The organism is Citrobacter sp. CK199, assembly GCF_030333285.1.
Taxonomy (GTDB): domain Bacteria; phylum Pseudomonadota; class Gammaproteobacteria; order Enterobacterales; family Enterobacteriaceae; genus Citrobacter_B; species Citrobacter_B koseri.
Window position 1 is genome coordinate 471,837 of sequence record NZ_JAOWGF010000026.1, and the last position, 14,082, is coordinate 485,918.

Consider the following 14,082-nt stretch of genomic DNA (forward strand, 5'->3'; position numbering starts at 1 on the left):
GTCATGTTTAGCGAAATAATGCGTTATATCCTGGACTTAGGACCCACGGTAATGCTGCCTCTGGTGATTATCGTCTTCTCTAAATTACTGGGGATGAAGCTCGGGGATTGTTTTAAATCCGGTCTGCACATCGGCATTGGTTTTGTTGGTATTGGGCTGGTGATTGGTCTGATGCTCGACTCTATCGGACCTGCGGCGAAAGCCATGGCAGAACAGTTCCAGATAAACCTGCATGTTATTGATATCGGTTGGCCGGGTTCGTCTCCGATGACATGGGCGTCGCAAATTGCACTGATCGCCATCCCTGTCGCTATTGGCGTTAATGTCATCATGCTGATCACGCGAATGACACGCGTTGTGAATGTCGATATCTGGAATATTTGGCACATGACATTTACTGGCGCCATGCTGCATCTTGCGACAGGTTCTTACTGGTTGGGTATCCTGGGCGTCGTTGTTCATGCCGCCTTTGTCTACAAACTGGGTGACTGGTTTGCCAAAGATACCCGCGATTTCTTTGGTCTGGAGGGGATCGCCATCCCACATGGTTCGTCTGCTTATCTTGGCCCGATAGCGGTACTGGTTGATACGATCATTGAAAAAATTCCGGGCCTGAATCGCATTCACTTCAGCGCAGATGATGTACAAAAACGCTTTGGTCCTTTCGGAGAACCCGTTACTGTCGGTTTCGTCATGGGGCTCGTTATCGGTATGTTGGCAGGCTATGACGTGAAAAGCGTGCTGCAACTGGCTGTAAAAACAGCAGCAGTCATGCTCCTGATGCCACGGGTGATTAAACCGATCATGGATGGTTTAACGCCTATTGCCAGGCATGCCCGCAAACGTCTGCAAGCTAAATTTGGCGGGCAGGAATTCCTGATTGGCCTGGACCCTGCACTATTACTAGGCCACACCTCAGTGGTTTCCGCCAGCCTGATTTTTATTCCGCTGACTATTCTGATCGCGGTACTGGTGCCCGGTAATCAGGTACTCCCATTCGGTGATCTCGCCACTATCGGTTTCTTTGTCGCAATGGCGGTAGCAGTACATCAGGGTAACCTGTTCCGCACGTTGATATCCGGTGTCATTATCATGGGTATCACGCTATGGATCGCCACACAAACTATCGGCCTGCATACCCAGCTCGCCGCTAATGCCGGGGCTCTGAAGGCTGGCGGGATGGTAGCTTCCATGGACCAGGGGGGTTCTCCAGTCACCTGGTTACTCATTGAACTTTTCACCTGGCAAAATGTTATTGGTCTCGTGGTTATCGGTGCCATCTACTTTACCGGCGTTCTGTTGACCTGGCGCAGAGCCCGCAACTTTATGGCCGCTGAAAAAGCAGCAGCTACCCAGCAAAGTCAAACAGCCTCTTAATTCCAGGGGAGCATTCGCTCCCCTTAACATCTTTGGAGAAACTTATGAAATCAGTGGTGATTCACGCTGAGGGAGACGTACGCGTTGAAGAACGTCCCATACCACAAATACAGGCCGATGATGATGTATTAATCAAGGTTATTAGCTCGGGTCTTTGTGGTTCAGATATCCCCCGTATTTTCGCCCACGGAGCGCATTATTATCCAATCACGTTAGGCCATGAATTTAGCGGTTACGTTGAATCTTATGGTTCAGGTGTTACCGATATGCAGCCTGGCAATGCCGTCGCCTGTGTTCCACTTCTTCCTTGCTTTCACTGCCCGCAATGCGAACGGGGATATTTTTCATTATGCAAGCAATACCAGTTTGTCGGTTCACGTAGTGAAGGGGGCAATGCTGAATACGTTGTCGTTAAACGCGCCAACCTCTTCCGGCTTCCTTCCGATATGCCAATTGAAGATGGCGCATTTATCGAACCCATCACCGTAGGGTTACACGCCTTTCACCTGGCGCAAGGCTGTAAAGGTAAAAACGTTATTATCGTAGGGGCAGGTACCATTGGACTGCTGGCGATGCAGTGCGCCCGTGAGTTGGGAGCCAAAAGCGTTACAGCAATTGATATTAATCCCCAGAAACTTGAACTGGCTAAAGAGCTGGGCGCAACGTACACCTTTAACAGTCGTGAAATGACCGCGTCAGAGATCTACACCGCACTATCTGATATTCAGTTTGATCAATTGATTCTGGAGACAGCAGGTACGCCGCAAACGGTCTCCCTGACCATCGAAATAGCAGGGCCACGCGCCCAGTTAGCTCTGGTAGGAACATTGCACCATGACCTGACGCTGACATCAGGCGTGTTTGGGCAAATTCTGCGTAAAGAGTTAACAATACTTGGTAGTTGGATGAACTATTCCAGTCCCTGGCCTGGTGAAGAGTGGGAAACCGCAGCGCGTTTACTCACGGAAAAACGTCTACAACTTGAACCGTTAATTGCCCATCGCGGTGATGCTGACAGTTTTGCTGACGCAGTGAAAGCGCTTAACGGCGCGCCAATGCAGGGAAAAATCTTACTTAAGCTCTCCTGACATCATGAGCCAGCAACCTGCGCTGGCTCACAATTACTTTCGAAATTTAGCGTTCACCTTTCGCAATCCTTCGATTAAACTAGTCACAGTTAATTGTCAGGCAAATCAATATGAACTCATTTGAGAGAAGGAACAAAATTGTCGATCTGATTAATACGCAGGGTAGCGTACTGGTTATGGATCTTTCGAATACCTTTGGTATCTCTGAAGTCACTATCCGCGCCGACCTGCGTTTGCTGGAAGAAAAAGGGCTTGTCACACGTTTTCATGGCGGCGCGGCAAAACCTGGAAGTCATCTGGCTGAAGGCGACAATCAGGAAGTCATACTCGAAGATCGCTATCAACTCGCCAGCGACCCTAAAAAACGGATTGCCCAGGCCGCAGCCTCGATGGTTGAAGAAGGGATGACCATTATTCTGGATAGCGGAAGTACGACATTGCTGATTGCTGAAGCATTAACCCGAAAAAGCAATATCACCGTTATCACAAATAGCTTACCTGCCGCATTTACCTTATCCGACAATAAAGACCTGACCCTGGTCGTTTGTGGTGGTACCGTGCGACACAAAACGCATTCCATGCATGGCACAATTGCGGAACGCTCGCTACATGGGATCAGTGCGGATCTCATGTTTGTTGGAGCTGATGGGATTGATGCAACTAACGGCATTACAACTTTCAATGAAGGCTATTCGATTAGTAGCGTGATGGCTGCTGCGGCACATAAGGTCATTGCCGTACTGGATGCGACAAAATTTAACCGACGTGGTTTTAATCAGGTACTTCCAATGGAGAAGATTAACTGTGTAATAACCGACGACAGCATCAGCAAACAGGATAAATCAGCGCTGGCCAAAACAGGCGTTGAACTGCTGGTCGTTTAAATTACCCGCCACATCCCCCCTTTTGTCGCGCCAACGCGTTGCAGTTTGCCTTTTAGCTGCAACGCTTTCAGATAGCGTTCTACGGTTCGGGCTGAGAGCTCACACTCATCAGCGATACTTTTGGCGGATCTGCCCGGATGATTCGACAAGATTTGTAGAATGCGTTTTTCTATATCCAGTAAATCAGGCGACATTTCTTCCGACATTTCTTCCGACATTTCTTCCGACATTTCTTCCGACATTTCTTCCGACATTTCTTCCGACAGGGCTGGTGATTTTCCCAATCCCTCCTGCAAAGCAGAGATGATGTTTTCCAGGATAAATTCTATAAATAGCGTACAGCTACTTTGCCGATCGCACTGCCCTAACACCTGGTAATATCGGTCCTGTTGGTAGTGGATCAGCGTCTCTACAGGTAGCCACGCCAATTCCGATCGCCACTCACGTAGGATTAATGTCTGCCACAACCGCCCCATGCGTCCATTTCCGTCGGCAAAAGGATGAATAAATTCAAACTCATAATGGAAAACAGCACCAGCAATCAGTGGGTGGAGCTCTGTCGTTTTTAACCAGCCAAGTAAATCATTCATCAAACGAAAAACTTGTGAGGCCGGAGGAGCCATGTGAATAAGCTGTTTTTCCCTGTAAACACCAACATTTCCGGTACGTAACTGGCCCGGATTATCGACCAGACCGAGCATAAGGACCCGATGTGCTTGTAAAAGGTCAGATAATTTTTCACTTTTCCATTCCGACATCTTTTCATAGGCCAGAATCGCATTTCTAACTTCCTGTATATCTTTAGCAGGAGCCAGAATACGTTTCCCCTCCATCAGAGCGGTGACTTGTTCCGTAGTCAACGAATTATGCTCAATCGCTAAAGAGGCCTGAATAGTGCGAATACGATTCTCTTTGCGCAAAAGAGGAGATGTCCTACCAGCCATCGCAGCCCAATGCCCCATCAACTCACCAACCTCAATGACTTGATTGAGGATCAATGGAGTGATGACGAAAGGTGGTTGGTAGGTGCTCACTGTTACTCCCCCTGCTGCTCCAGCGCATACTTATACAGCGCGTTCTTTTTCACGCCGTGGATTTCGGCGGCAAGAGCGGCGGCCTTTTTCAGCGGCAGTTCCGCCTGTAACAACGCCAGCGTTCGCAGCGCGTCGGCAGGAAGCGCATCGTCCTGGGCTTTGTGCCCTTCGACAATCAGTACCATTTCCCCCTTGCGGCGGTTTTCGTCCTCTTTCACCCATGCCAGCAGTTCGCCGACCGGCGCGCCGTAAATGGTCTCCCAGGTTTTGGTCAGCTCACGCGCCAGCACCACGTAGCGAGATTCTCCCCACACGGCGACCATATCTTCCAGGCTGTCCAGCAAACGGTGTGTGGATTCATAAAAAATCAGCGTCCGTGGTTCTGCTTCAATCGCTTTCAGCGCATCACGGCGGCCTTTCGATTTCGCGGGCAGAAAACCTTCATAGCAAAAACGATCGGACGGCAACCCGGCGGCGCTCAGCGCGGCAATCGCGGCGCACGGCCCCGGCAACGGAACCACACGGATGCCGGCTTCACGACAGGTGCGCACCAGATGGTAACCCGGATCATTGATCAATGGCGTTCCGGCATCAGAAACCAGCGCAATGTTCTGCCCCTCTTTTAGCTTCGCCACCAGCGTCTCGGCTTTTTGCTGCTCATTGTGGTCATGTAAAGCGAACAAACGGGCGTTAATCGCGAAGTGTTGTAACAATAGTCCGGTATGACGAGTGTCTTCAGCGGCAATTAAATCAACGGCTTGCAAAACTTCGAGCGCTCGTTGGGTAATATCAGCCAAATTCCCGATAGGAGTAGGTACAATATAGAGTTGGCCCTGAGAATTATCCGCCGATTCGTTTTGTTTCATTGTGTCGTCCGTATTGCCGATTTAATATTGAGCATTGCGTAAAAAATATCACTGGATACAGTATGGTACCCTCAACATTTTCTCGTTTGAAAGCCGCGCGCGCGCTGCCTGTCATTCTGGCAGCATTGATCTTCGCGGGCTGTGGCACCCAGGCGCCGGATCAAAGTGCTGCCCATATGCAGGGCACAGCACAAGCTGATTCCGGCTTTTATCTGCAACAAATGCAGCAAAGTTCAGATGATAGCAAGACCAACTGGCAATTACTCGCCATTCGTGCACTGCTGAAAGAAGGCAAAAGCCAGCATGCCATCGAATTATTCAACCAGTTGCCGCAAAACCTGAACGATGCGCAGCGTCGCGAACAGTCGCTGCTGGCAGTTGAGATCAAACTGGCGCAGAAAGATATCGCCGGTGCGCAGGCGCTGCTGGAAAAACTCACTCCAGCTGATTTGGATCAGAACCAACAGGCGCGTTACTGGCAGGCGAAAATTGATGCCAGCCAGGGCCGCCCTTCTCTTTCACTGCTGCGCGCGTTAATCGCCCAGGAGCCGCTGCTGTCTGCAAAAGACAAGCAGAAGAACATGGACGCCACCTGGCAAGCGCTCTCCTCTATGACCCAGGAACAGGCTCAGGCGCTGGTCATTAACGCCGATGAAAACGTCCTGCAAGGCTGGCTGGATTTACAGCGTGTCTGGTTCGATAACCGTAACGACCCGGACATGATGAAAGCCGGGATTGCTGACTGGCAAAAACGCTACCCGCAAAATCCAGGGGCAAAACTGCTGCCCACGCAACTGGTCAATGTGCAAAGCTTTAAACCGGCTTCCACCAGCAAAATCGCCCTGCTGCTGCCGTTGAACGGCCAGGCCGCCATTTTTGGCCGCACCATTCAGCAAGGTTTTGAAGCTGCGAAAAATCTGGGGACGCAACCGGTGGACGCGCAGCCTGCCGCTGCGCCTGTCGCGGAACCGACAGCGTCGGCAGAACCTGCCCAGCCGCAAGCCGCTGACGGCGTCGCCAGCCCTTCTCAGGCGGCGGTGAACGATTTGACTGGCGACGAACAAACGCAGCCTGTCGAGCAACCGGTAAGCGCCCCGGCGCAGACCGCTACGGCGAGCGCGCCGGCCAACCCTTCTGCTGAACTGAAAATCTACGACACCACCTCTCAACCGCTGGATCAGATCCTCACGCAGGTTCAGCAGGACGGCGCCAGCATTGTTGTCGGGCCGCTGCTGAAAAATAACGTTGAAGAGCTGATCAAAAGCAATACGCCGCTGAATGTCCTGGCGCTTAATCAGCCTGAGAAGGTGCAGAACCACGCCAATATTTGCTACTTTGCCCTCTCACCTGAAGATGAAGCCCGCGACGCGGCGCATCATATTCACGACCAGGGCAAACAAAATCCGCTGTTGCTGATTCCACGCAGCGGGCTGGGCGATCGCGTGGCGAACGCTTTCGCTCAGGAGTGGCAGAAGCTGGGCGGCGGCACGGTGTTGCAGCAGAAATTCGGTTCTACCGCTGAGCTGAGAATGGGCGTCAACGGCGGCTCCGGCATTGCCCTGACGGGCAGCCCTGTCGCCGCCAGCCAGCCCTCACAGCCGGGCGTCACCATTGGCGGCCTGACGATTCCGGCACCACCGACAGATGCGCAGATCACTGGCGGCGGCGGTCGCGTTGACGCGGTCTACATTCTGGCGACGCCGGAAGAGATCGGGTTCATTAAACCGATGATCGCCATGCGTAACGGCAGCCAAAGCGGCGCAACGCTGTACGCCAGCTCGCGCAGCGCGCAGGGCACTTCCGGCCCCGACTTCCGTCTGGAGATGGAAGGCTTGCAGTACAGCGAGATCCCTATGCTGGCCGGTAGCAACATGCCGTTAATGCAGCAGGCGCTCGGCGCCGTACGCAACGACTACTCCCTTGCCCGTATGTACGCGATGGGCGTAGACGCGTGGTCGCTGGCGAACCACTTCTCGCAGATGCGCCAGGTGCCGGGTTTTGAAATTAACGGTAATACCGGGGCGTTAACCGCCACACAGGATTGCGTGATTAACAGGAAGTTATCATGGCTCAAATACCAGCAAGGGCAAATCGTCCCCGCCAGTTAACGAGTAAACAGACCGGCGACGTGTGGGAAGCCGCCGCACGCCGCTGGCTGGAGAGCAAGGGACTGCGTTTTGTTGCCGCCAACGTGCGTGAGCGCGGCGGCGAAATCGATCTGATAATGCGTGACGGAAAAACCACGGTCTTTGTTGAGGTTCGTTATCGCCGCTCGGCACAGTTTGGCGGCGCGGCCGCCAGTGTGACCTGGAGCAAACAACACAAATTATTACAGACCGCCCGCTTGTGGCTTGCTCGCCACAATGGGAGTTTTGATACTGTGGATTGCCGGTTCGATGTGTTAGCCTTCACCGGAAATGATGTTGAGTGGTTTAAGGATGCCTTTAACGACCGCTCATAATTGAAGATTTAAGGATTAGCGTGCTCGATAGAATTAAAGTCTGCTTTACAGAAAGCATTCAAACGCAAATTGCTGCGGCAGAAGCTCTCCCGGATGCAATTTCCCGTGCCGCCATGACGCTGGTTCACTCCCTGCTCAACGGCAACAAAATTCTCTGTTGTGGTAATGGTACTTCCGCCGCCAACGCACAGCATTTTGCTGCCAGCATGATCAACCGTTTTGAAACAGAACGTCCCAGTTTACCCGCTATTGCACTTAATACCGATAATGTGGTCTTAACAGCGATTGCCAACGATCGCCTGCATGATGAAATCTATGCAAAACAGGTCCGTGCGCTGGGCCATGCCGGTGATGTTTTATTGGCGATTTCTACGCGTGGCAACAGTCGCGATATCGTTAAGGCCGTTGAGGCCGCCGTCACTCGGGATATGACCATTGTGGCGTTGACAGGCTATGACGGGGGCGAGCTGGCCGGATTATTAGGGCCGCAGGATGTTGAAATCCGTATTCCCTCACACCACAGCGCGCGCATTCAGGAAATGCATATGCTGACGGTAAACTGCTTGTGCGATTTGATCGACAACACGCTTTTCCCTCACCAGGATGATTAAGGAGTACATATGAAGGCATTTTCGCCACTCGCAGTCCTTATTTCTGCGTTGCTGTTGCAAGGTTGCGTCGCTGCCGCGGTGGTTGGAACCGCCGCTGTGGGTACGAAAGCCGCAACCGATCCACGTAGCGTTGGCACCCAGGTGGATGACGGAACCCTGGAGCTGCGCGTAAACAGCGCGCTGTCGAAAGACGAACAAATCAAGAAAGAAGCGCGCATCAACGTAACGGCGTATCAGGGCAAGGTATTACTGGTGGGTCAGTCGCCGAATAGCGAACTCTCCTCGCGGGCAAAACAGATTGCGATGGGTGTCGATGGGGCGACGGAAGTGTATAACGAAATCCGTCAGGGCCAGCCGATTGGTCTTGGTACAGCTTCAAACGATACCTGGATCACCACCAAAGTGCGTTCGCAGCTGTTGACCAGCGATCAGGTGAAATCGTCCAACGTAAAAGTGACGACCGAAAATGGCGAGGTTTTCCTGTTGGGTCTGGTCACCGAGCGTGAATCAAAAGCCGCTGCGGACATCGCCAGCCGGGTCAGCGGTGTGAAACGCGTCACCACCGCCTTTACGTTTATCAAATAACCCGCCGTTTTAGCCGGATGGCGGCTTTGCCTTATCCGGCCTACGGGAAGTACCATTTGTAGGCCCGGTAAGCGCCAGCGTCACCGGGCATTGCGCCGGATGGCGGCTTCGCCTTATCCGGCCTACGGGAAGTACCATTTGTAGGCCCGGTAAGCGCCAGCGCCATCGGGCATTGCGCCGGATGGCGGCTTTGCCTTATCCGGCCTACGGAAAGTGCCGTTTGTAGGCCGGGCAAGCGAAGCGCCCCCGGCATTTCCACTTCACACCAGCGCAATACTTCCCACTATCACCCCAGAAATCGCCACCAGTACGCCTGTAAGCCACAACGCTTTTGCCGGGAAGGCTTTACGCAGCATAATCAGCGACGGCAGACTCACCGCCGGCAAGGTCATCAGCAGCGCCAGAGCAGGCGCGGTTCCCATTCCTGCCAGCATCATCGTTTGTACAATCGGAATCTCTGCGGCGGTAGGGATCACAAACAGGCATCCCGCGACGGCCATCGCAATAACCCACATCAGCGTATTATCAACTGCGCCATCGGCATGCGGGAACAGCCAGACGCGCGCCGCGCCTAATACCAGTACCGCCAGGATATAAACCGGGATCGTACTCCAGAACAGCGCCCACAATGCCTTTCCCCAGCGAGCAAAGAATCCGCCCTGCGGTTCAGATACGGCGATCTCCTGAGGAATGTCTACCTGCGGCGACTCTTTCACCCATTTCTGCACCAGCGTCGCCACCACCAGCACCATCGCCAGCCCGGCAACCAGACGAATAGCCGCAAAATGCCAGCCGAGCACAAAGCCCATAAACACCAGCGTTGCCGGATTCAGTAACGGATTACCCATCCAGAACGCCAGCGCGCCGCCCATAGAAACCTGCTGGCGACGCATTCCCGCCGCCACCGGCGCGGCGCAGCAGGTACACATCATACCTGGCAGCGAGAACAGGGTGCCAAACAGCGTGCCGCGAAAACGCGACTGCCCCAGCGTACGTAGCAGCCAGTCGCGCGGGATCAACACCTGAATCAGCGAACCGAGGATCACCCCCAGCACCGCCGCCTTCCAGACCGCGATAAAATAGATCATCGCGTAGTCCCAGGCCGCTCGCCACGGGTTCGCATCCGCCTGCGCCAGAATAGATTTACCGATACTGTGCGTTTCCGCAGCCGTGAAGGCTTTGCCGTAATAAGGCTGCCATTTCACATACCAGAGGCCAACGATAACGACGAGAAAGAAGAGTGCGGGTTTCCACCATTGAAATGGCGTCACCGCCTGAGATGAAGACTGACCAGCCATAGCATTCCCCAGGAAGTTATTGAGATAATTAAGCCCGTGAATACTACGCCTTTGGGAAATGTTTGGAAACGTCGTTTTTTATTGGATGGGGGCAAAATGCCCGGTGGCGCTCACGCTTATCGGGCCTGGAGAACGCCACGAAATCCCAGGCCGGATAAGGCGTTAGCCACCATCCGGCAGTGAACAGATGCTATAACGCCCTTTCCCGCAACTGGGATGAGGTCAGGATGGTAACGCCTTCTTGCTCCGGCGCCAGAGCCTCTTCCAGCATCGCACGCGCCACATCTCTGGCGTCGATGGATTTCCAGTTTCCCGGCAGCAGCCGGAACAGCGGCGCAAACAGCGTTTCATTCATCCGGTGTTTAGCTCTGTCGCCAAGCAACATGGAGGGACGCGCAATCGTCAGGCGCGGCCATTGCTGGGCGATTAACGCCTCTTCCATTTCACCTTTGACCCGGTTATAGAAAAACGGCGATCGCGCATTTGCGCCCATCGCACTCACGACCAGCATATGCCGGGCGCCCAGCCGCCGCCCCGTCAGCGCGGTATCCACCACCAGCGTATAATCCGCATGAATAAACGCCTCTTTGCTTCCGGCCTCACGGCGAGTCGTTCCCAGACAGCAAAAAACAATGTCCACCGGATCGGTCACCTGCGCCAGCGCATCGGTCAGTTGAGGATCGTGAGGATTATAAACGCCGACCATATCCGCCAGAGGGCGGCGTGTAGGCGCGGCTATCGAATGAATCCGGGGTTCATTAAGCAACATCCGCAGGAGGTGTCCTCCCACCAGCCCCGTCGCCCCTGTAATTAACACCTGAGTCATCGCGCGCTCCATAACCTCAACCATTCATCTAACTATAGGCTACGGATCGGGCTGCGTAGCCAGTGCATTTTTTTGCCAAATCCCAACGTGTTGTCAGTGAATTTGATTTCATCCAGGCGGATTTCCCATACTGGTGCAGGCAACATTCTGGCGACAGGAAAGCGGCGGAGATAGGCCTGACGCGCCGCATCGCTTTCCTCTCCTTCAAGCTTGCGGATCTCCCCTTTAAACTGTATTCCGCGAATCCGCGCCACCGTTTTCGGCTGGCCGTTGACCGTTCCGGCAACGAGCGCGCGCGGGCCGGACATCTGCGCATGGCGCGTTTTCTCTTCCGTGAGTACATAAAACGCGACCTTTTGCGCATCAAACAGATAAAACGCGTTTGCGCACCAGAGTTCGCCCTCATGCTGAACGCACCAGGTGACCACATGCTGCTTTGCCAGCCAGCGGCTTATCGCGGTGAGTGTTTCCATCGTTATTCTCTCTTATACTGGGCATCTGAAAATTAACACGCTAATGGTCATGATGACACCCTGGTATCTGTATCTGATCCGCACCGCAGACAATGCCCTCTACACCGGGATTACGACCGATGTGGCGCGCCGCTATAAGCAGCATCAAAGTGGTAAAGGCGCAAAAGCGTTGCGCGGAAAAGGGGAACTCACCCTGGCGTTTTCGGCGCAGGTCGGCGAACGCTCGCTTGCCCTGCGCATGGAGTATCGCATCAAGAGACTCACAAAGCGCCAGAAGGAGCGCCTCGTGACAGAAGGTGAAGGGTTTGAGGCGCTACTGGCCAGCCTGCAAACCCCAACGCTTAAAAGCGATTGAAATGGTCGTGGTATTCCACCAGGCCCGTCACGCCGTCCAGCGCGTCTTCCGCCAGGCGGTGTACCTGGAAAGCGCTTTCGGTACCCGGCCAGCGGCAATGAAGATCGTAGTGCGCCGCCAGTTCAAAACCGAAACGGCTGTACAATGCCGGCTCGCCCAGCGTGACGACCGCCGCATAGCCAAACTCGTTGAGTGAATCCAGTCCTTCGTAGACCAGTTGGCGCGCAAGCCCTTGTCCACGGTAGTTTTCATCTACCGCCAACGGCGCCATTCCCACCCATTGCAGGTCTTCACCCTGTACATCGACCGGACTAAACGCCACATAGCCAACCACCTGACCTTCGTCGTCAGTGGCGACCAGACCCAGCGTCAGGAAGCCATCTTCGCGCAGGTCATGCACCAGCTTCGCTTCCGCATCGCTTTCGAACGTGCGGCGCAGCAAAGCGTCGATACCGGGCGCGTCAATGGGAATTTCAACTCGAATCAGCATGGTTCACCTACCGAGGTCTGTTTGGTTTCTGGCGAGGTTTTCATACCCGCCTCAACAAAATCCGCCAGTTGCAGCAGCATAATGCGTAACGCTTTCGGCATCTGCTCCAGTTCGATGGCGTCCATCAGGTTTTTCACATACAGCCCTAACTCTGTATCGCCTTCAATGACCAGACGACGCTGGAAGAAGAGCGTATCAGGGTCCTGCTTACGCGCCGCAATCATCAACAAGTCGCTGGCATCGGCGCTAAAGCTCACGTCGGCCTCAGCGTTCTGACTGACAATCAGTTTGCCGTTCTCAACAGAGGTGTACCATCTGAGGTCAATATCACGCACCGTAATACTTAACCAACGGCCTTCGAGGAACTCAAGCTCCCCATCTGCCAGCGCCTGACGAAATTGCCAGCTCAGAACCTGTTCCAGAACCTGGCGCTTCAGCGCAAAGGGCGTCAGTTTAACCGGAACACTCATCAGAGACGGGCCAAAATGTACTAAGCGTGAACGCAGTTTATCCAACACGAGCTTTACTCCCTGTTTCAATAATCCCGTTATTTTGCCATATCAGATAAACGACATAGCGGCGTAAATCAACAATTCGATACGAAATTGTTACCCAGTTATAGGTGTAACCAATACGCCTTTAACTGCCTTAAATCAAAAATTGTCGCAGCAAGGTTAACTAAAATCTCTCTTCGTTAACAATTTTGCGGCCTGGACGGCGCAACATTCAGGAATAATTATGGAGCTGCTCTGCCCTGCCGGAAATCTCCCGGCGCTTAAGGCGGCCATTGAGAACGGTGCTGATGCCGTTTATATCGGGCTAAAAGATGATACTAACGCCCGTCACTTCGCCGGTCTTAATTTTACTGAGAAAAAATTGCAGGAAGCGGTGAATTACGTCCATCAACATCGCCGTAAACTGCACATCGCGATTAACACGTTTGCACACCCGGATGGATATGTTCGCTGGCAGCGTGCCGTGGATATGGCGGCGCAACTGGGCGCGGATGCGCTGATCCTGGCCGACCTTGCTATGCTTGAGTATGCAGCAGAACGCTATCCGCATATTGAGCGCCATGTCTCTGTTCAGGCATCGGCAACGAATGAAGAAGCAATTAACTTCTACCATCGCAACTTTGACGTTGCGCGCGTCGTCCTGCCGCGCGTGCTTTCCATTCATCAGGTGAAACAGCTCGCCCGCGTCACGCCCGTGCCGCTGGAGGTCTTCGCCTTCGGCAGCCTGTGCATTATGGCGGAGGGCCGTTGCTACCTCTCCTCTTATCTGACGGGTGAATCCCCCAATACCGTCGGCGCCTGCTCTCCGGCCCGCTTCGTGCGCTGGCAACAGACCTCCCAGGGGCTGGAATCGCGCCTGAACGAGGTGCTCATCGACCGCTATCAGGACGGTGAGAACGCCGGTTATCCAACGCTGTGTAAAGGTCGCTATCTGGTTGATGGCGAGCGCTACCACGCGCTGGAAGAACCTACCAGCCTCAACACGCTGGAACTGCTGCCTGACCTGCTGGCGGCGAATATCGCCTCGGTGAAAATTGAAGGACGTCAGCGCAGCCCGGCGTATGTCAGCCAGGTGGCGAAAGTGTGGCGTCAGGCGATCGACCGCTGCATGGCCGACCCGCAAAACTTCGTCCCGCAAAGCGCCTGGATGGAGACGCTTGGCTCCATGTCCGAAGGCACTCAGACCACGCTTGGCGCGTATCACCGTAAATGGCAGTGA

At 53.8% G+C, this 14,082-nt stretch carries 16 protein-coding genes; 9 read left to right on the forward strand and 7 right to left on the reverse strand.

The window, feature by feature from the left end:
• Positions 1–3: 3 nt before the first annotated feature.
• From OGX75_RS13310 to OGX75_RS13320, 3 genes are all read left to right on the forward strand, one after another.
• Complete coding sequence (locus OGX75_RS13310) at positions 4–1,377, forward strand: galactitol-specific PTS transporter subunit IIC (RefSeq protein WP_047461045.1); 1,374 nt, start codon at positions 4–6, stop codon at positions 1,375–1,377.
• A 44-nt stretch (positions 1,378–1,421) separates the two neighbouring features.
• Complete coding sequence (gene gatD, locus OGX75_RS13315) at positions 1,422–2,465, forward strand: galactitol-1-phosphate 5-dehydrogenase (RefSeq protein ID WP_200075991.1); 1,044 nt, start codon at positions 1,422–1,424, stop codon at positions 2,463–2,465.
• Positions 2,466–2,575: 110 nt separating this feature from the next.
• Complete coding sequence (locus tag OGX75_RS13320) at positions 2,576–3,349, forward strand: DeoR/GlpR family DNA-binding transcription regulator (protein ID WP_047461039.1); 774 nt, start codon at positions 2,576–2,578, stop codon at positions 3,347–3,349.
• On the opposite strand, the gene OGX75_RS13325 is transcribed toward OGX75_RS13320, so the two are convergent.
• On the reverse strand, positions 3,346–4,383 hold the full coding sequence (locus OGX75_RS13325; protein ID WP_112001521.1) for a Fic family protein: 1,038 nt from the start codon (positions 4,381–4,383) through the stop codon (positions 3,346–3,348). The genes OGX75_RS13320 and OGX75_RS13325 overlap by 4 nt on opposite strands.
• Positions 4,384–4,385: 2 nt before the next feature.
• Positions 4,386–5,249: a 16S rRNA (cytidine(1402)-2'-O)-methyltransferase gene (rsmI, locus tag OGX75_RS13330; protein ID WP_047461036.1), complete on the reverse strand. Its 864-nt coding sequence runs from the start codon at positions 5,247–5,249 to the stop codon at positions 4,386–4,388.
• Between the two features lie 62 nt (positions 5,250–5,311).
• Here rsmI and OGX75_RS13335 point away from each other — a divergent pair, with 62 nt between their 5' ends.
• Genes OGX75_RS13335 through dolP form a run of 4 tightly spaced genes read left to right on the forward strand, consistent with a single transcriptional unit; the run spans position 5,312 to position 8,906 of the window.
• Positions 5,312–7,357: a penicillin-binding protein activator gene (locus tag OGX75_RS13335; RefSeq protein ID WP_047461032.1), complete on the forward strand. Its 2,046-nt coding sequence runs from the start codon at positions 5,312–5,314 to the stop codon at positions 7,355–7,357.
• The gene (locus OGX75_RS13340; RefSeq protein WP_047461029.1) at positions 7,315–7,710 is read left to right on the forward strand and encodes a YraN family protein; all 396 of its coding nucleotides are present in this window, start codon (positions 7,315–7,317) and stop codon (positions 7,708–7,710) included. Before OGX75_RS13335 ends, OGX75_RS13340 begins: the two co-directional genes overlap by 43 nt.
• 20 nt (positions 7,711–7,730) lie before the next feature.
• The gene (gene diaA, locus OGX75_RS13345; protein WP_012135279.1) at positions 7,731–8,321 is read left to right on the forward strand and encodes a DnaA initiator-associating protein DiaA; all 591 of its coding nucleotides are present in this window, start codon (positions 7,731–7,733) and stop codon (positions 8,319–8,321) included.
• A 9-nt stretch (positions 8,322–8,330) separates the two neighbouring features.
• The gene (gene dolP / locus OGX75_RS13350; protein WP_012135280.1) at positions 8,331–8,906 is read left to right on the forward strand and encodes a division/outer membrane stress-associated lipid-binding lipoprotein; all 576 of its coding nucleotides are present in this window, start codon (positions 8,331–8,333) and stop codon (positions 8,904–8,906) included.
• A gap of 260 nt (positions 8,907–9,166) precedes the next feature.
• On the opposite strand, the gene OGX75_RS13355 is transcribed toward dolP, so the two are convergent.
• The 3 genes from OGX75_RS13355 to OGX75_RS13365 all read right to left on the reverse strand — a co-directional run bounded on the left by OGX75_RS13355 (position 9,167) and on the right by OGX75_RS13365 (position 11,503).
• Positions 9,167–10,204, reverse strand: a complete 1,038-nt coding sequence (locus OGX75_RS13355) for a permease (RefSeq protein ID WP_114848364.1) — start codon at positions 10,202–10,204, stop codon at positions 9,167–9,169.
• 190 nt (positions 10,205–10,394) lie between these two features.
• Positions 10,395–11,030: an NAD(P)H-binding protein gene (locus OGX75_RS13360; RefSeq protein WP_024130979.1), complete on the reverse strand. Its 636-nt coding sequence runs from the start codon at positions 11,028–11,030 to the stop codon at positions 10,395–10,397.
• 32 nt (positions 11,031–11,062) lie between these two features.
• A complete protein-coding gene (locus OGX75_RS13365) occupies positions 11,063–11,503 on the reverse strand; it encodes a YhbP family protein (protein WP_199972220.1) in 441 nt (146 codons plus the stop codon).
• Positions 11,504–11,555: 52 nt separating this feature from the next.
• On the opposite strand from OGX75_RS13365, the gene OGX75_RS13370 reads away from it, so the two are divergent.
• Positions 11,556–11,858 (forward strand): GIY-YIG nuclease family protein, encoded by a 303-nt coding sequence (locus tag OGX75_RS13370; protein ID WP_024130980.1) that lies wholly within the window; start codon positions 11,556–11,558, stop codon positions 11,856–11,858.
• On the opposite strand, the gene OGX75_RS13375 is transcribed toward OGX75_RS13370, so the two are convergent.
• Complete coding sequence (locus OGX75_RS13375) at positions 11,845–12,348, reverse strand: GNAT family N-acetyltransferase (RefSeq protein WP_012135286.1); 504 nt, start codon at positions 12,346–12,348, stop codon at positions 11,845–11,847. The genes OGX75_RS13370 and OGX75_RS13375 overlap by 14 nt on opposite strands.
• Positions 12,342–12,866 (reverse strand): ubiquinone anaerobic biosynthesis accessory factor UbiT, encoded by a 525-nt coding sequence (gene ubiT, locus OGX75_RS13380; RefSeq protein ID WP_071257756.1) that lies wholly within the window; start codon positions 12,864–12,866, stop codon positions 12,342–12,344. The genes OGX75_RS13375 and ubiT overlap by 7 nt, the downstream gene beginning before the upstream one ends.
• 220 nt (positions 12,867–13,086) lie before the next feature.
• On the opposite strand from ubiT, the gene ubiU reads away from it, so the two are divergent.
• A complete protein-coding gene (ubiU, locus tag OGX75_RS13385; RefSeq protein ID WP_047461020.1) occupies positions 13,087–14,082 on the forward strand; it encodes a ubiquinone anaerobic biosynthesis protein UbiU in 996 nt (331 codons plus the stop codon).